This window comes from Pedobacter heparinus (genome assembly GCF_032678725.1).
Lineage (GTDB): Bacteria > Bacteroidota > Bacteroidia > Sphingobacteriales > Sphingobacteriaceae > Pedobacter > Pedobacter heparinus_A.
In genome coordinates this window covers 49,023-68,024 of the sequence record NZ_JAVTSC010000011.1, presented here as the reverse complement: position 1 = coordinate 68,024, position 19,002 = coordinate 49,023, and the positions used below count along the sequence as shown (strand labels likewise).

Here is a 19,002-nt window from a genome sequence, read left to right as displayed (position 1 = left end):
TGGATGATATAGCTCTTTTTGATAGGAACAATATATGAAACTCTGTTGTCGGAATACAATTCCCTGAAAATTCGTTAATGTTGACTCCGCCAAACCCCAAGAATGCAATAATATAACTCATTCGTCACGTAACCAAGAAACGATGATATCTACCAATGCTTTATGCCCGTTAGACGTCGACAAAACCATCAAATTAATTGGTAACGCTGTTAGCACAACATCTATTGCCCCTAAAGCAGAGGAAATATTCCAAACTGTACGATCCCGAATTTTCGATGAAGGATAAGTCAGCGAGGCCTTTTGACAGCCCAGAATATGGGCTGCGGTGAATACTTGATAAATATCAGATGCTTTTGGACGGGATCCCAAAAGCTTGTATTTTGCATCAGCCACGGCTATAGGATTGCCAGTTTCATTACGAAATACTACATCTGGAGTTGTCTTTAGCTTGCTTCCTTCTCCACTTATTATCTGCCCAAAAATCAGTTCACTTTTAGAAGCTTTAAGACCATGGTGATTAGCAGCTTGTTGACATAGCCAAAAAATGTAGTTTTCATATATAGTATCTGAGTTCCACAAAAAACCTGACAGAGCATGTCTACCGTTAGCATGATTTACACCTGCTCCTTCTAAAAGCAATAAACCAACCATTCTCGCGCCTTCAAGCCCCTGGTGCTGGGCACTAAGTTGGGTCCTCCGTGCTTCTGAAAGATGTGGCTGACGCCCGCCTATATGAGCAAGGTTTGCTGCAATCTCACGCAGCGCCTTCGCTCGACTTGGTAACTTGACTGTTGCTGCAAGACAATTTGCAGACCAATAAAGTAATCTTTTTAAGGTTGTATCATCTGTAAAATAGTCACCTATGTAGGGCACAATCCAAGGTCGAGCAACCCATTCACCAATACGAGATATATCGAAAGCACCTTTTAGAATCGTACCCTCGTTTTGCTCAGATAAATAACCTTTTGGCAGACCACGTGCTGCACCCTGGGAATATGATGCCAAAAACATTTCTGCGAGAAGATCGGGGATTGCTAAAGCTGCACTGTGGTGAGCAGATGTTAAACTCTCATCAACATAGCCACCTTCAACCACCATTAGTATTCGCCATAGTATGGTTGGCCAGCTATCATCGGTAGAATTTAAGAATTTTGGAGCTACCTCAATATCGGTATTTCCTATCCGTACTACACCTGTAATTGCTTCTGCACGCAATCGAATTTGTCCATTTCCGATGTCTTCTATCTTAAACGGTTCTCCAGACAGGCCTAAAATTTTCCTCCATCTATTACTTGCTCTGATTAGAGTGGAAATATCTAAATCATTAGATTGAAGAACAACTGGTTCTCCATACTCTTGCAGTCGAATTCGGGTATGTGTCATTAACGAGTCAGCCACCTAAACGATCTCTGTATTTCCTCAAGATGAAGTTCACTAATACGAACTGGAGAGAGTGTCCTAGCCTGAATGCTACTGCCCAGTGTAGTTCGAAGTGTCCATGCGTAATTGCCAGATAATGGAGGATTATCAACACGAAGTAATTCAATTAACTGTTCTGGCCTGCCTGAATATCTATCTTCAAGTTGAGGATAAATGACTTCATCCCATGCCTTGGCTAAATCTTGCCATATAATATTTTCGGGTGAATCAGCTGTTGTTAATTTAGTAAGTAGGCCATGGCCAAGCTCAAACTCAGGACCAAGATCAGCTGCAATGGCCAAGTTCAAACGGTCAAAAAGAAAATATGCAGTTTCAAAAGGGCTTAAGCTTTGCCAGTTATCATCAGTAGGAGCTGGAATTGAACTCTCATCCAACCCCCATACTTGCGCAAGAACAGATGGATTTGGCCGAATTTCAATTCGATCGAACCGGCGAGCAAGAGCGCTGTCAATTGGTACAGCTGCTCTATCGACACTATTCATGGTTGCCACAATATAGATATGCTTTGGGAATGTAAATCCAATAGGAATCTTAGCTTCTTGTCCTTCGGCTCGATAAATTTCCTCACTTTCTCCGTCTGTGTACTTAAGCTGCCTCAGGGGAAGAGGAATTGGGACTCTGCCATCTTCACGGTAATCGAAATCTAGGAATGTCATAAACTCACCAAAGATGCGAGCAGCATTACCTCGGTTAATTTCATCGATAAAGATTACAACCGATTTATACTCTGATGAAGGGTCGGACAATTCTAGCGCGGCATCAAGAAAAATTCCAGCAAATGGTTTAAGCTTAGTACCGGATTCTGTAATTTCAGGGCGTAAACCTAATACAAAATCTTCGTATCCATAGGATTGATGGAAGGTAGTCCATACAACCTTTACAGGCTGAGGTATAGTTAGTTTTTCCTCCGGCCTGCTAAATGGTGTGTCTGCATCATCGGGATCGAGAATAATACCTTCATTACTCTCAGTTCGTGTTTTCAAAATTTGAAACAGCTCACTTACAAGCCGTGTTTTGCCTGTTGCTGGAGGACCATACAAAAGTACATTCCGCCCTTTCTCCCATGAGCTGAGAATATCCCTAAGTCTATTTGTCATGTTTTTCATTGATTACTCCACCAACTTTATTGCTATAAAGTTCAAACATTGGATCATTATCTCTAATTTTGGAAGGTCGATGCCCTTTTGTAAAACCTGCATAGTATTTCCCATCGTACGTCTTTGCGATATATATACGTAACCCTCCGTCAGGAAAATATTTGAGCGCTTCTTCTTTATTAGCTACATTGTCTGGTGCCCTAGGGAAATCCCGCATAGATGTCCATGCCGGATGGCGTTGTGAGCTGGGCTGCTGTCTATTTTGATTTGCTATACGCATACGGCCTCCTGCTTTGCTCCGAAATTCTATCGGTCCAGATAACTGGGAATTTCCAATTACAAAAGCTTGTATCCGGAAAGAGGTTGTAGAGTTAAAGTCTGTCTCTGTAATATCTAAAAAATCAAAAGTCTGAGGAACTATAGAACTAGGAATTTCGATATATAAAGAGCCACCGCCTCCCTCAATTCTATGGTGACGTTCTATATTATAAAATTCCCCAGGCTGTACGCTGCGCCACCAAATACGCTTAATCTTTAATTTATTCGTCATAATTAATACCTTTCAATGTGATAAAGGCGTTCCATTAAAATTCCTTCTTTGGCCTTGTTGTTACTACGATATCGATTGTATGGTTGCTCTTGTATTGTAACTTTTCCAAATTCATTTAAAATTACCAAAAGTTCATCTTCATGAACTTGACCATCTTGGCTGTAAGATATAAATATATGAGGAACATTTAGTTGTTCCAAAATTTTACGAAAAGCTTTACCAGCAAAACGGCGATAACAGAAATCTGACGCTTGCTCCTGCCATGGTCGGAGACCACCATCGCCTTCAGCAATTGGTTCATCCTCTTGCGCTAAAGTTTCAAGAATGTGGTAGTTTCCAGCATATTGTCGTTTTGTATAAGGAGGATCGAGGTATACAGCCTCAACACTGAGGTTTGAAGCATGTTTTTCAAGAGGCCCTAAAAATACAGAATGATCACCGGGAGTTTGTTCAAAGTGGAGTGATTCGAATGTAATAGGCCGTTGAGCATTTCTTGATAGTTCTTTTAAGAAATAGCCATATGTACCACTTATATTTGCAATCTTATTGGTTGACAAAATTAGGCTGTGAAGCAATAGGCTGTGTTCAAGCTGATTAATAGTGCCGGACCTAGCAAGATCTCGTATGCCCTCTCTAACGCCATCAATGCGTGCGGCATTGGAAGCAGAGAAATATAACCTGGGCCGACGGCCATTAGTTGGGCAACCGGCATCACCAAATTCTCTAAAGAAATATCCTTCTACGGGAGGAATCGACCGTAGCCAATCTACTGCTTTATCATATCCACCAAAAGCTTTAAAACTTGGAGCCTGCTTTGCTAATAAGCGAGCGCGAGCATGGATAACAGGAAAAGCGAGAGCATCAGCAGCCGTAACCGAGTAGCCAGCTTGCGCTAAGGCTAATGATACAGAAGCTGTGCCACACATTGGATCTGCAATTGATGAACCAGCAGGAATTATCTTAAGTATCTCTCCAACTATCCATTCTGTAAGCTTTGTTTTGTTACCAAGATAACGGAATGACATAATATTTTTTCTTTTTAAATTACTGTTTCTTTTTTCTGATAATAATACGCTCATACATGCGGCGATATGTGCCGTTACCGTTGGGCAAATAAAAGCGTGGCCCTCCTTGTGAGTAAGTGCCTTTTTCAGCTATTTCAGACATTGGTCTGCTTAAAGTTCTACTAGACCCAAGTATCTCAAATTGATCAGGATTGTACTGGTCTAAGAAAGAAATGGGTACTCCCATCAGTCCGTCGAAATCATACGGTATATCCTTGGTTTTACTAACCTCTATCGCATCAAAGTTAGCATATTTTGGATTTGTATCAGAGGAATAGCTTTTATCAAGAAGAAGATCTATATGTCTGCTTGGAAAATCAAGGTTAGTAAACCAACGTACTCCTTTAACCCGAACATATTTATTACCATGCTCATCTTTTCTCGTTCCAGATGCTGCAAGAGGATAATAAGTTGGTATACGAAATTCCCTGTCTCCACTGCGTATGCTCGGCCCATACCACAGCTCGTTATTTTGAATTAGTGGGAAGATGTTTTTATAAGTGATTGCGTTCATATTTCCTATTATTATGAACTTCTTTTTGTATTCAATTAACTGCGCACAATACTCCTTAAAAAGAGAAAATGGAGGGTTTGTCACTACCACATCTGCTTGCTGTAATAATTCGATGCTTTCAGCGCTACGGAAATCCCCGTCTCCTTTAAATTGCTTTATGTTTATCAGTTCATCTCCTGAGCTTCTTTCACCATTTTTCCTACCACTATACTCCAGGTATACAGCTTTATTTGATATTTCTCTTTCAAACGAATCAGCATTTAAGCTTCGATAGCAAGCCGTAATTAACTTCTTTAAACCAAGCTTATCAAAGTTATTGTAGAAATATCGAAAGAAATTACTCTCCCTTGGATCATCGCAGTTGCAATAAATAACTTTCCCTTCAAAATGCTTGGTGTAATGAAGCATCTCAAGATTTATATCCTCAAGGGATGTATAGAATTCGTCATTTTTCCCCTGTTTAGCTTGTTGAAAATCTTGATTTCGAGTTGATGTAGTCCTATTTTTCGTCATGTTCAACTCCTGGGAATCAGAGTTGTCAAGTATAGGTTCTTCTTGATCGTATTTGTCATAGCTCATTATCATTTTTTCTTTGTACATTAATCACAACGATAAAGGTTTGCTGTTTTGCGGATTTGGCAATATGTCACACTCAACAGCTTGCTAAGGTAACTAAAATATCGGCCACTTTCCATTACCAACTGCCTCACCCAAAATCTAGATTGTTCTAAAATAGGGAACTTCTCTCAAAATCTTTACTAACAAAATTCTTCAAATTACCTTGAATTCGTTAGTCAGCAAGATTCGCAAAAGTCGTTTAGAAGAATTCGAGGACATTTTTGGTAACGCATTTTCAGTTATCCTTTGATCGTATGGAAGCATTTTAATGGCAGGTTCAATTCGCGACATTTATTTGCTAAATACTTTCTTCGATATCGCCAATCGGATAAGCTTTCTCCTCATAAGATGCAGCACCTTCACTGAAAACACCGCCTCATTGTCCAACCACTTTTGAATACTTCTTTGTACTGTTTCCGATTTGTATTCGTTTATTGGGCAGAAAGGCTTGGGTTTTTAGTAATAAACATGTTCCACTTCCAAAGTTAGATGCTGGTTGAATAGCCGAGCTGTGGATGTTTGTGCTACTGATTTACCCAGCAGCCCTGGATTACCGGCCGAGGTTATTTATTGATTTTTTTATGTTGGAAGGCCTGGGTGCAGGCCGGGGCTTTTTTTGAAGGCGGGGTAGTAGGATCGCCAATACGACTTATATCAAAACGCCTTTCCGTACTCAGCTGATAATAAACAGTTGCTTAAATACAATGTAAAACGACTTATACACAATCATAGTTTTTAGCAAGTTAAAGTTGACATAGACACTCAATTTATATTTGGAGTTTTATACCTACAAGAAGGATAATTACTGCAGCCCAGAAAGTTTGCCCCTTTCCCTTTTCGTTCCATGAGGATGCCACTGCATTCGGGGCATAATTGATTACTTCTGCCGGAATGAGCTACTACTCCGTCGGCAATGAGCTCATCTATAAACTTGCTTGGGGAGGCCTGGTTGTATAATAAAAATACTTTATGTCGGGCTCTGGTCAAAGCAACGTAGAACAATCTTCGCTCTTCTGCATTTTCAAAACCATCGCCTTCGTGAAGTAGATAACTTAAAATCGGATCATCGGCCATCTCTGCAGGAAAACCGAAGACACCAGAATCCAAGTCCATAAGGATTGTATAGTCACAGGTTAATCCCTTAGAACTATGCGCCGTGAAATAGGAGATTGTATGGCTGGTGTATTTTTTCTGAAGTTCATTTAGGTCAGGTGGCCTATTATGCTTGTACCTGCCAATAATGAATATTTTTGCTGATTGTTTTTGGAGGCTGATTCGTGAAATTATTTCATTCAGCATGTCCCATTTAAATAATGCCTGACTGGCCACTGATCCGTAGACGGAAATCGGGCAGAGCTCGAATGAAGGGTGCAAGGCCTCCATTTCTGAAGAAAGAGATTTCGCAAGTTGGGCTGGGTTTTTCTGAATAAACCCGCTGCTTAACTCTAGTATCTCGCGATTGAACCGGTATGTTTTGAGTACCTCGGAATTTGCGCTCACCCCGAAGTGCGATGAGAAGTCAGTAATTATGGAAATATCACTTCCAGTAAAACGAAATATGGATTGCCAGTCATCTCCAACCGCATATAGTTTGGCCGAAGGGTTAGCCTTTTTTAATGCTTTGAGCAATCCGTATCTCCCTAGTGACATATCCTGAAACTCATCTACAAGTATATATTTGTATTTTTTATCATATTCACCCGAACTAATGTGATGGGTGGCAGAATTGATCATATCACTGAAATCAATGCTGTGATTGGCGATGAGCTTCTGCTCATACCTTCGATATAGGGGCGTAAATACATCCAAAAATATTCGAAGCCTCTGATCGCCACTAAACTGTTTAAAGTTCTCCGGACTGGCATTATTTGACTTCATCAACTGTAGAAAGGTATAAACCAATCCTATAAAGTTCTCATAGTGCTCAGTTTCCTTAATGGCGGGGAGTATATCCTCCGCTTTCATCGACTTAAACTCAACTCCAAGATTTTCAAGCTGATGCTTCAAATATAACAAGTGCCTCCCTCTTTTTGCCTGAAAAGAGTAAGTCTTGATGAGTCTGGTCTTGTACTTTGCATGAATACTCTCTTTCCACTGTATGCCATTATGATATTGATCCCTCGCGTTCTGGAAAGGTGGTTTGTATCCAAACCAATCTGGTACATCGCCATTCTCATCGATTCCGTAATGCTCATGGTATATTTCATAATCGGGTAGGTAAAAGTCCGGTGCGTAGCTCTGGTATTGTGGATTAAGATCCTCTGTCATCAAGGGGAAATTCTGCTCATAGATAAAGGAAATTCCATTAAGTAATAGGAAGTTCGCAATCTGAAGTTCCTGATGGCTTTTAACTTTTATGCCATTGAGCGAGACATATTTATGTGTTCGCTGATGTTTGAGATACTCATTTCTGGTTTTGAACTCACTTTCATCTACAGGTGGTCTATCAAATAAGGTGATAAAGTTTGTGGCTTTTTTTGAGAAGTCTTTATCATGGAGGAAGAGATCATCAAAGCTATCTTGAAGGAATGCCTTGCAAGCATACTCATCGTCGAAGGCTAATTTAATAGGATAATCCGTGCAGGATCTGCAGACCATATTGCCAAATCCATTAAAGGTACGAACCGTGATTTTTTCTACATCCGGATGCCATCCGCAGAATTCAATTGTTCTATTGTACATCTCCTTTACTGCATTTTGGGTAAAGGAAATGATCAGCATCTCTTCTGGACCAGCCAGTCCTTTTTCTAAAATGTAGGCAACCTTTGCACTGATGGTAGTCGTTTTTCCTGTTCCTGCACCGGCGATGACTAAGTTATTGTCCTCGTCGGTAACTACTGCTCGCATCTGATCCAAAGAGAGTGGGTACTCTTCAAGACAAGAGAAAAACTCATTGTACTTTTTAATCTCATGGGGAACAAAGCGCTCGTTATATTCCGCGCGGTGGGCGGGGAGATTGTCAATTATATTGACGAATGTTGATACTTTCTCTGATTCCTGGGGTTCGAGTCCGATGGATTTAAATCCTGACGGTATTGTTTTGCGAAGAGTCGAAAATTTCATATGAAAGGCCTGCATCGAAAAATTCGAGAAATAATGATCTAAATTTGTGAGCTCAGAGAATTCCTTAATTCCTAATTCTATTTCGCCTAGCTGCTGTCTGATTTCTGCCCTTTTTCTCTTATTGTAAATCTTATAGAGATAAACCAGGCCAATTGTAGTTACTATACCTAGTATTATGGTTCCCAAGGAAATCGTATTTGCATCCGTTTTCATATTGACGAACTGAAATAATGATTAGGTTCCATAGGTGAATTGAAGTTTGAGCGTATTTAGTTATTACTAGGCATTGCAGACTTTTCAATTTTAAATGCCACCGGACTTTTAACAAATTCCCGCCGATCTAGTGAACCAGCAATATTCTCGATAACCTCAAACTCAACATTTCTAGACGTCACCTTATTCACCAAATAAATCTGATACGCTGAGCCATACCGCTCAGCTGCAGTCAATTCGTTAATGGTAATAACAAAACTGGGAAAGGTGGGAGCGCTGGTGGCCTTAACCTCTATGTAAACCGGATCACCATTTAAATCCATATAAGAAATATCATAGCCATCTTTCTCATTATTCGCTGCATCATGGCTTAAAGTCTTGACCTCTGCCTCAGTTAAAGTCTCCTCAAGGTGTTTCATAACCAGTCGTTCACCTTGGTTACCGTGTAGAGTCGACTTTTTTGAATTGTAATGGTTGGGAGAGGAGCCATTAGTCTTTCCTTTGCCTCGTGGCACCACTGGTTTCATCAATGAAGCAGTAGCTGGAGTAATATTAACGTCAGTAATAGGAGGCAACTCTGTAACAGCAATCGGCTGTTCCTCATTTCCGGTCCTGACCAAATTTAGCTCTGCTAATTCCAGTATTTTATAGAATCTTTCTTCACTAATGGGCCTAACAGAATTCTGTCTAAAATGATTGGAGGTTTGAATTTCCTCAAGATATTCCCCGTCGATCTTAAAATTGACAGGCTGATTAAACTGGATGTAATTGGTAATATCAGCGTAGTAATCATTTAAGCTATCTGAAACAGGGTAGATTTTGGTGATCTCGCCGTAGCCGAAATATTGAGGTTGTTGGTTTCCTACCCGGCCTTTGTAGTAAATGATTTTCATGCCGGGCCGAAGTCTATTCAAATATCTGTTTCTTGGGAAATGATATCGTTCACCAGTTTTATCGTCCCATGCTGAGACTTCATTTTCTACTAAAATTCTATAATTATCAAGAGCCATAACCAAAAATATGGTTATTAATCCAAAATTTTGAAATATTAACTATGAATTGTTTGATAAGCACCTAGTGGCGTTCGAAGCAGAATTATGGTTCAATTGCGGAAGGGTGAATAAGTGGTTTGGAAGTAGGATTAAATAATTCATTTACAGTTGATTAAATTTGTTGTAAATAAATATTTTGCTATATTCATAAAATATTTAAACTAGTGTTAACCTCTTATCTTTTCTAATATGAGAAAATGCGCTGTTATTATAGGCGTTAATAAGGTTGGTACTTTGACGCCTTTAACTGCTGCCGTCAAAGGTGCTAAAGAATTTCAGCGCTGGGTCTTATCTCAAAATTACGATGTAAAGTTACATGTAGATGAGGGTGGCCCTGTTGAAGTTCATCACATTAAAGACACTATCAGTGTTTTTGTTGATTCCAGAGTTTATTCTTTGATGGTTATCTTCTTTGCAGGACATGGTATATTGAAGAGTCCGAATGAAGAACAATGGCTTTTATCCAAGGCTGACAGGGATGTAGGGGCAGCAATAAATGTACAACAATCGAGACTGATGGCTCGTATTACTGGAATTCCGCATGTTGTATTTATTTCTGATGCCTGTCGTTCAAAACCTGAAAATCCATTGATAATGGCAGTTTCTGGTACCATTATTTTCCCGAATGGACTTTTGCCGTTTAATAGCAGGACTAAAGTAGACATGTTTTATGCTACTACGCCAGGCGATCCTTCGTATGAACTTCCAATGGGAGATGCCACCAGTGGCTATGATGGGATATATACAAAATTTCTTTTGAAAGGACTCAAAGGTGAGGTGCCGGAGATAATCCAGCAGCTTCATAGTCCAAGAACAGGAGGTTGGGGAGTAATGTCTGGGGAACTCGATTTATATCTACAGGAAGTTGTTCCGCTTGCTTTAGAGGAAAGCTCGGCATCGCTTAGCCAAATGCCGGATGGAGAGATCACTTCCAGAAATCCGATGTCGTTGGCTGACTTTGATCAACCTCAATTACCAGTTGTAAATAACGATATGAATCCCGCTGAGGCTGTCCTAGATAATATGTTGCCAAGTAAGTCTGATCGGAAACCAGATAAATCTACTTTTTCAAGAGCTGAATTGGAGGGCAATATCCAGAATTTGATAGAAGCAGATAGTCACTTGAAAAAAGAAAATATGTATTCAGTTCCCGGCACCTCATTGGTTACCATTGTCGGTGCTGGAGATATATCGTTCATGTCCGAAGAGCGGATATATCAACAGTCATCCGGCGAACATGTGCTGGATTTACTAATAGGAACAGGTACTAGAGGGAGCTCTTTGCTGGTCATATTTAATGACGGATCAATAGCGCCTGTTGCTATTTTATCAAATTTCGATGTACTGTTATTAATTGAAAAGGAGCAGATTGTTAATATTAGTTATTCGCCAGCCATTTGGTCAAGGCATTTTGAGCGTTCTGAATTATTTGACGATAATATTAGCATGGCTAGAGCAAGAATAGCTGCAAAGGCCAGGCAGGGTAAGTTTAGGATAGAAGGATATACCGAAGAGCTGATGTGGGAAGCAAGCTTTTTGAGAAATTTTAAGGCATTTGACCCTACGTTGGGTTTATATGCTTGTTATGCATATGCTCAGGCAGGAAATTTTGATCAGGTAAGGTCTGTATACCGATATATGATAAGAGATGCAGAACAGATTTTGTTTGATGTCAGCATGCTGAATAGCCTATTCAGTCCTGATTTTAATACTGAAACCATTCCCAGTACAATTTTTCCTTCACTAACACAAGGCTGGTCTTATTTACCGATTAAGCCAGAGCTTTTTCATCCAATGTTACGGGAATTGTCGTCTCATTTAAAACCAGCACTTTGGACTAAGTTTACCCCTGAAGGCGGACGGATATTTCAAGAATACTTAAATCTTTATCCTATCGAAATATGAAACTTGTTTTAATTCATGGTCGTGCTCAGCAAAATCTAGACAGGGAAATCCTAAAATCAAAGTGGATTTCAGCGCTAAAATCTGGGCTCGAAAAAAATGATCTGTTGCTTCCTGACGGACTTGATATTGGTTTTCCTTATTATGGGGATTTGTTGGACAATCTTGTACAGAATCTACCATCGGATAGTAAGGCGATATCAAGGGGAGATCTGGTTAGCATTAATGATAAGGAGCGTGATTTTTTCTATGATTTACTGTCTGAAGTGGCTGAAAAATCGTCAATAAGTGATTTGAAAATTGACCAGAACTTTGAAGGGTTTGAAAAAGAGAAAGGACCATTAAATTGGGAATGGATACAGGCTATATTGCGCACGTTGGATCAAAATACTCCTTTTGGAGATTCTTCATTAAAGCAATTTACTAAGGATGTATTTTATTATTTGACCATTTCAAATATTCGCAAACAGATTAATGACTGTGTAAGGGCTGAAATAAACAGTTCGCCATGTGTGGTGGTTGGCCACTCCCTTGGTAGCGTTGTAGGTTATAATGTGCTAAGGAATCTTCAGGGGCTGGATGTAAGGAAATATATTACGGTAGGTTCTCCCTTGGGTTTAAAAGCTATCCGTTCAAAACTTGAAGTACCAATTATGATGCCTCTTTGTATAGCAAATGGATGGTATAATGCTTATGATGAACGTGATGTGGTTGCGCTACAGCCACTAAACGAACGGCATTTTAATATTGACCCATCAATTTCAAATAGCAATGGGGTTAAAAATTTTACCAACAATAGGCACGGTATAGAAGGATATTTGTCTGATAAGGATGTTGCTATGGAAATATATAAAAGTCTTTTTTAACGATACAATTTTACTTAATCTAAATATTATGCTTTCACATCTCTCTCTAAAACTCTGGCTAAGTCTGGGCGCTTCGGCTGGTTTTAAATTTATGTTGATTTTTTCGCTGGTTTTATCTGTGTTATCAGCACAGGCCCAAAAGGATTTACCGGTCGCTGGCAACGCGGCAACGTTAATTGATCTGTTAAAGAAGGATTATAATGCCATAGACCTGGAAACAAGGGATGAAGAGATTGCAAAAGATCGCAATTTAGTTATCGGCACTTTTAAAGCTTATTTTACAGGAAAGCAATTATCTGATTTTGAGACAAATAAGTTCGGTAAGCAGACCGTTGCTTTGACTAAGGCCATTGAAGCTTATAATTATGAAAAAAAAGCAGCTGCAGCACTAAGCGGTCTGACTATTACTAACAACACGGAAGAAAGCTCGACTGAAATCATAAGTGCTTCAAAAGGTAGATCAGATTCGTTGAACAAACAACGAGCAGCATATTTTACAAATAAAAGTAATTTGGACCTTGCTGTATTAAAAATGATAGATTCGGTTTATCGTAATGATACAAAGAACAAAAACATGCTTTTGGCGGGGGTAGCCGCGTTGTTACATACCAAATACGAAATCCTGGCAAAAAATGGAGTAGATGGCTCAGCCGTGGCGAATTACAACGCATCCCTACAAAAGGCATTGCCTTTTATTGGTGGTGATCTGGGCTTTTCAATGCTTGCAGATGGTTTGAGTAAGTTTCTGGCTAAGCGGATTAAACAGGAGCTAACCACCTTTGCCATGGAACGGGTGAAGAGATGGCTGGACAATCCATCTGAAAATGATCCCCTGGCTGAGTTTAAGGTATTGCTGCCAATGACCAGCCAATATTTACGGTCATTTAGTGCGGATAAGATCACCAGTTTTCCGAACGAAATAAAACAATACATTGAAGCAGATTTAGATAAGGTATTAGCCAATGCCGCGAATCTGAGAAGTACACCCAGAATAGCGAAGCTGATTAGTCAGAAACCTGAGTTGGATTTTGCTTTCGAAGCTCTGGAGATTGTTCCTAATTTATCGAAAGTGAAGCAACCGGTAGACTATTTTTCTATGATCAGCTCCAGTCGCAACATCAAAAGATGGAAGAGCGACAATAAGAACGTGGTAACTTTTAACCTGGCAAATGCCATGAGTCTGTCTGCTATGCTGGCGTATAGTATGTCGTTGGTGGAGAATGGTGAGATGAGATTTGCGGGAAGTAATTTCTGGGCCGGATATGCCTCGGAATCAAATTTTTATGCTTTATATGTGGGTTTCTTGTACCAGCAAAACAGCAGGTATTACCAGGTTGAATTTGAAACACAGCGGGGAGGTGCAGAATCACTTACTATGGAAACCATTCTTGGACAGTTTGCCAAAACAGACCTGAAGGCTGTGGATCAGGATAAGCTGTTCTTTGAGTTCATGCTTACGCAACTTGGCAAGAACGGTGAGCAGGTTTACAATTCGGCATTGGAGATTAGAAAAGCGAATAAAACAGGTCTGAAAGTAGGGGCTGATACCATTCATACTTTTATCAAAAGTATTATTGACCTGTCGAAAGAGATCGCTTTTGCAGGGGACACATTGGTTTCTTATTATCGGGAGAAATATATCCATCCTAATGGTGATAAGAATAAATATCAGCTTCGTTTGATTGCGCAACCTTATCTTAGCCTAGCTGAGACGGCGAACAACGTGATCTATGATATTAAAAAGAAAAAGTATGCAACAGGGATTATTTCAATCCTGAATGTAACTGCGCAGCTGACTTCTGCGGATAGGAATTCTTCTATTGCAGTTGCGATAAATACCATAAATCAAATACAGGAAAACCCGGAACTGAAGAACTGGACGGCAATTACTAAACTGCTGATGGGTGCTGCAGGTGATATTAGCTTTAATGACAGCCAGCTTGGGCAGTTAAAGGTTTTGATAAGAAGCCTAGATGCCATACAGATATTTGTACTAAGCAATAATTTACCTGTGGATAAAGCTTGTACTGATGGTATAAAAGATGTTAAAGCGTTGGCCACAGATGCGTTTGTTACCCACAAACTGGCTGTTTCCGATCCGCGCTTAACTACGGCGGCTAACCTATTGAAAAGAGAGGATTTTGCTAAGTTGGTATTGGCCCATTTTAGCGGTAATGGGGTGGATGCGCTTGGTAAGATGATTGAAGACCGCATCAATAATATAGTGGTGAATAATGGAAGGAAGGATGTTAAAGTGTTTGAGCCAGCTGATGCTGCAAATTTTAAAAAGATATTTATTGAGTTTGCACTGCAGAAGTACTTTACTCGTGTTTATGGTACGCCACAGAGTGGAAAAAGTGAAGTTGAGCTATACCAATTGCTACTGATCAATATTGAACGATACATCCGATCGGTATCTGTGCAAACTGGCGCTGAATTAAATACGCGGGCATTAAACCTGATCCATTTCGCAAATGACATGGCTTTGGCTAAGGATGCCGATGATGTTGAAAAAGCGATTGAGGCTTTTGCCCTTCCTGCGGGTAGCTATGCGATAAAGCGAACGGCTTATTCGAATTTCGCGATCAACAGTTATCCAGGCTTGTTGGGCTCGTATGAAATTAGCCGCAATGGTGCAGCTACGAAGAGAGGATGGGCGATAGGCTTTACTGCGCCAGTCGGTTTAAGTTATACCTGGGGTTCTGAAAACGGGTTTTCTTACGGGTTTTTTCTGCCGATTATTGACGTGGGAGCGATTACTCGGTTAAGGCTTGGCAACAACACGACTGAAAATGCCGATGGCACGGAGACCAAATCAAAAGCTTTACCTGAGCTTAAATTTGAGAATATATTTTCTCCCGGTCTGTATTTTACCCTGGGAATCCCCCGAACTCCCTTTTCTATCAATGTTGGTGCACAGTATGGCCCGGAATTAAAGGAAATAACAAATGAGGGCACAGCAAATGAATTCAGCAAATATTATGAGTCTTTTCGTTATGGTTTAGGGCTAGTATTTGACATTCCGCTATTGAATCTGCATACCAACCCTAGGATCAGATGACATGAAAAAGGTTTTATTGGTTGCATTGATGGTTATATTAGGGCACAATGTGTTTGCCCAAATTACTGATACCCTAAAAAAGCCTTTGCTTAATGACCAGCACGCAAAGCAGAAGGCTAACGACAGTACCAACCGGGTCTTAAAAAATGCGATTTTCAGGCAGGATACTCGCGGTGCTGATGCAATTCTGGATTCGGGGATGTACATCATGAAGAATTCTAATTTTAATCAAACGCAGCGACGCATGCCTTCCGATTTTATGGATTTGAGAGAAATGGTTTTAAAGCTTAGGTATGCTGACCCTCGGAGGGAGGGTGACTTGGCCCCTCCAAAAAAGCGGTTGATTGATGGCCCCTCTCAATTTGACAGCAGGATCGAGACAAGGCAGCTTAATCCGAAAATCAAGTGGCAAAATAATATTCTTGGTAATGTTGTATCGGTAGGGATAGTTGTAGAAAGGAGTAAGCTTCATGCAGTAACGGATAGTATTTTCCAACTTGATATCGGCAATACTTTGGGGTCCAGATATAATTTGTGTCCGGGAGAAGCATTCAGAGATCAGCCGGTAGTAGGGGTGGGAACGGCATTTATTATTGGTGACAGTGCGATGGTGACTGCTGGTCATGTGTTGACAGGCCCCATTGAAAATTATGTAATTGTATTTGATTTTGAGCTGAGCAATAAAGTTGGTGGATATAATCCACTGGTGAGCATTGACCGGATTTATTATCCCGCTAAGATATTGAATGATCTTGAAGAACTGGATCTTAAGGTTTTTTCAGTTAGCAGAAAATTGCAACGGCCAGCATTGAAAATTTCTTCATCTTTAAATTTAAAAGTTGAAGAGGATGTGTATATGGTCGGATATCCATACGGTTTACCCCAAAAAATCGCCCTCAATGCCGGGATCATTAAAAATGATCATCCAAATTATTTTTATACCAGTTTAGATGCGTTTCAGGGAAACTCAGGATCTCCAGTGTTCTCTTTAATTACGAATGAGGTAATCGGGGTATTGGTTTCTGGCGAGATAGATTATAAGTCGAATGGTACTTGCAGTGTTGCAAACCAATGTAGTGCGCCAAATTGTGATGGGGAAAAAGCTATGAAAATCACTTCCCTGATGAACCTTATTGCCTTATAATTAACTTGCGTCCATGAAAATCCAGATTAAATCAATTGTGGTATGTACTTGCTGCCTGTTGCTGATCACTGCTTCTTGTAAAAAAGCAAAAACTGGAATTGATGGTTTACCAGCCGCTACCCAGGAAGGTAAAAATACAATTGGCTGTATGGTTAACGGTGTTCTTTTTAAACCAAAAGGATCTGCTACGGGTGGACCAATTGTACAAAGTTATTATCAACTTGATAACGGCAATTATCTTTTCCTTGTGGCAGCCAGGCGACGTGGTAATAATAGAACTTTAGGCGTGCAGATCGAGACATTAGGCATTGAGCTACAAACAGGGATGACCATTCCTTTGGTTGAACGTAGCATGGGCAAAGCCAGAGGTTGGTATATTGATTATGGTGGGGGAGAGTTTAAAGATTATCAAACCAATCCCCAGATTAAAGGTGAACTTAAAATTACCCGTTTTGATCTGACAAATCAAATAGTTTCAGGAACGTTTTGGTTTGATGCTGTAGATGATAAGGGGCTGAAAGTGGAAGTAAGGGAGGGAAGATTTGATATGAATTTCGCCAGATAATTAATTATCTTCTATTCTTCGGTATTATCGTATTCATTCCAATAAAACAAAGCGCCCTCAGCGTCAACTGTTTTGTAATATTCCAGTAAACGAACGAAAACGTCGTCAGCAAAGCCATGAATCGTAAGCGAAAGCAAGGTGTCCAAACAATTACCAATAGCACTGATATTTGTGCTTTTAATTGTAATCAATCTATTTACTTCAATTTCCAATAGAGGTAGTTGTCGCTCGATCGATTCGCTGAACTGTTGAATGATTTGTTTTATGTATATATTCATCCTATTTTTCTGTTGATATTTCCCAATGTCCCGTTTTGTCAGACCCAATTCTCAAAATACGCCCTTGTTCTTTAAGCTTATTTAAATCACGAATAGCTGTAATTCTACTGATATCAAGTTCTTTAGCTAAGGCTACAGTGGATATCCGGCTATTTGATTTAAGAATCTCTATAACTTTACTCAACCGTTTAATATTTACAGTATCATTTACAGTGTCATTTACAGTATCATTGGGCACTAGTGTGCTTACTTTTTGCTCAGTATAAGCCAATTCAGTGATAAATCCTCCTCCTTGTTCACGATACTGAAAAGTCATGGTTGGATATTCTTTTAGCGCTTTCCGAACCCTATAAAAGCCGGTTCCATATTTTTCAATATCTTTGGTTAAGTAAAATGCCTCTGCAATAAGTTTGTTTCGTAGCTCAGAAGTATAATTGTCTTTCGCCAGATCATCTATAGTAACCTTCCCATACAATCGGCCTGGATTATAAAACATAATGGATTGATCAAATATTTTAATTTGTATATCTGACGGGCTCAAATATTCACGGTGGATGACCGCATTTAGTACTAGCTCACGGATGGCAGCAGTAGGATACTCAAATATTTCAGTCCGTTGTGTAGTTATACCAGTGATTTCAAATGCTACTTTTAGATGGGAATTTATAAATCGAACAGTTTCTTCCACCACATCGAAAAGGTTTCCTCGTATCATTCGCTCATCGATGATGAAGGATTGGGTTTTGAATCTTCCGACATGAACATTATAAAAAAGGTTTTCCTTTGAGAAAAGAATCATGGCAGCATTTGTAACGCCCTCTTCCTTAATTAATTTGAGTACCAATAGTGCTTCATGAGCATCAGCCGGTAAAGAAAAGCGGCCTCCGTCATTAACCTTTTTTATAAATAGGTCAATTTTATCTTCATTTAAGTCTTCAGACGTCGTTTTAGGGTATGAATAGGAATCCCAGGACAACTGCAATGACTGCATGTACAGATCATTGATTTCTGAAGTATTTAATTGATGATTTGAATTTTTTACCCGTTTATAATATCTACCTCTAAATGATACTGGTTTGATTGGAAATTCTTTAACCGATAATTCGACAACACTTGAACGGTTCAGAATTCTGATTTCTGCACTAGGGATTATACTAGGCTGAGTTTTGTTTTTAATTTCGTTGAGCCAGGTTTGAATGCTTTCTTTCCCAATAGAGAATCCCTTAAGTGGATAACCCTTATCGTCAACGCCAATTAATACGCTTCCGCCTTTGGTATTGGCAAATGCGACCAGGCTTTCAATTACGGCATCCCCAAAGCTGCTTTTAAATTCGGTCGATTCATTTTCTTTTAATTGCATTTTATTTGGCTAAGGTTAATCTGCAATCACTGTTGCAGTTTTGCTCAATTATAGCTTTGTAAGCAAATCTATATAAACCTTGATTAATAACCAAAAAGAAAATTAATGTAATTTTTTAGGTTTTAATTTTATTATTGTGAAAATACTGTAAATTATTATAGAAAATTGTAGGTCTTTCCAATTTCTGAGTAAACAGAATTTTAGTCATCTTCCAG

General features: G+C 39.6%; 14 protein-coding genes. 5 read left to right on the top strand and 9 right to left on the bottom strand.

Translation table 11 applies throughout. The features are described 5' to 3' along the window. Positions 1–117: 117 nt before the first annotated feature. The 7 genes from R2Q85_RS16705 to R2Q85_RS16675 all read right to left on the bottom strand — a co-directional run bounded on the left by R2Q85_RS16705 (position 118) and on the right by R2Q85_RS16675 (position 9,569). On the bottom strand, positions 118–1,383 hold the full coding sequence (locus tag R2Q85_RS16705) for a 5-methylcytosine restriction system specificity protein McrC (RefSeq protein WP_316812949.1): 1,266 nt from the start codon (positions 1,381–1,383) through the stop codon (positions 118–120). After that, positions 1,383–2,546 (bottom strand): AAA family ATPase, encoded by a 1,164-nt coding sequence (locus R2Q85_RS16700; RefSeq protein ID WP_316812948.1) that lies wholly within the window; start codon positions 2,544–2,546, stop codon positions 1,383–1,385. Before R2Q85_RS16700 ends, R2Q85_RS16705 begins: the two co-directional genes overlap by 1 nt. Beyond that, the gene (locus R2Q85_RS16695) at positions 2,527–3,087 is read right to left on the bottom strand and encodes a hypothetical protein (RefSeq protein WP_316812947.1); all 561 of its coding nucleotides are present in this window, start codon (positions 3,085–3,087) and stop codon (positions 2,527–2,529) included. The genes R2Q85_RS16700 and R2Q85_RS16695 overlap by 20 nt, the downstream gene beginning before the upstream one ends. A gap of 2 nt (positions 3,088–3,089) precedes the next feature. Then, complete coding sequence (locus R2Q85_RS16690) at positions 3,090–4,166, bottom strand: DNA adenine methylase (protein ID WP_316812946.1); 1,077 nt, start codon at positions 4,164–4,166, stop codon at positions 3,090–3,092. Further along, a complete protein-coding gene (locus R2Q85_RS16685) occupies positions 4,132–5,265 on the bottom strand; it encodes an adenine-specific methyltransferase EcoRI family protein (protein WP_316812945.1) in 1,134 nt (377 codons plus the stop codon). The genes R2Q85_RS16690 and R2Q85_RS16685 overlap by 35 nt, the downstream gene beginning before the upstream one ends. Positions 5,266–6,045: 780 nt before the next feature. Next, complete coding sequence (locus tag R2Q85_RS16680) at positions 6,046–8,559, bottom strand: UvrD-helicase domain-containing protein (protein ID WP_316812944.1); 2,514 nt, start codon at positions 8,557–8,559, stop codon at positions 6,046–6,048. A gap of 56 nt (positions 8,560–8,615) precedes the next feature. Further along, positions 8,616–9,569 (bottom strand): protein NO VEIN domain-containing protein, encoded by a 954-nt coding sequence (locus R2Q85_RS16675; protein ID WP_316812943.1) that lies wholly within the window; start codon positions 9,567–9,569, stop codon positions 8,616–8,618. Between the two features lie 231 nt (positions 9,570–9,800). On the opposite strand from R2Q85_RS16675, the gene R2Q85_RS16670 reads away from it, so the two are divergent. Genes R2Q85_RS16670 through R2Q85_RS16650 form a run of 5 tightly spaced genes read left to right on the top strand, consistent with a single transcriptional unit; the run spans position 9,801 to position 17,149 of the window. Further along, complete coding sequence (locus R2Q85_RS16670; protein ID WP_316812942.1) at positions 9,801–11,516, top strand: caspase family protein; 1,716 nt, start codon at positions 9,801–9,803, stop codon at positions 11,514–11,516. Next, the gene (locus tag R2Q85_RS16665) at positions 11,513–12,379 is read left to right on the top strand and encodes a hypothetical protein (RefSeq protein WP_316812941.1); all 867 of its coding nucleotides are present in this window, start codon (positions 11,513–11,515) and stop codon (positions 12,377–12,379) included. Before R2Q85_RS16670 ends, R2Q85_RS16665 begins: the two co-directional genes overlap by 4 nt. Positions 12,380–12,407: 28 nt before the next feature. Then, positions 12,408–15,440, top strand: a complete 3,033-nt coding sequence (locus R2Q85_RS16660) for a hypothetical protein (protein WP_316812940.1) — start codon at positions 12,408–12,410, stop codon at positions 15,438–15,440. A gap of 1 nt (position 15,441) precedes the next feature. Next, the gene (locus tag R2Q85_RS16655) at positions 15,442–16,584 is read left to right on the top strand and encodes a serine protease (RefSeq protein WP_316812939.1); all 1,143 of its coding nucleotides are present in this window, start codon (positions 15,442–15,444) and stop codon (positions 16,582–16,584) included. Between the two features lie 13 nt (positions 16,585–16,597). Beyond that, positions 16,598–17,149, top strand: a complete 552-nt coding sequence (locus tag R2Q85_RS16650) for a DUF6252 family protein (RefSeq protein WP_316812938.1) — start codon at positions 16,598–16,600, stop codon at positions 17,147–17,149. A gap of 11 nt (positions 17,150–17,160) precedes the next feature. On the opposite strand, the gene R2Q85_RS16645 is transcribed toward R2Q85_RS16650, so the two are convergent. Next, a complete protein-coding gene (locus tag R2Q85_RS16645) occupies positions 17,161–17,427 on the bottom strand; it encodes a hypothetical protein (RefSeq protein WP_316812937.1) in 267 nt (88 codons plus the stop codon). 1 nt (position 17,428) lies between these two features. Then, positions 17,429–18,787: an RNA-binding domain-containing protein gene (locus R2Q85_RS16640; protein WP_316812936.1), complete on the bottom strand. Its 1,359-nt coding sequence runs from the start codon at positions 18,785–18,787 to the stop codon at positions 17,429–17,431. Positions 18,788–19,002: the final 215 nt, after the last annotated feature.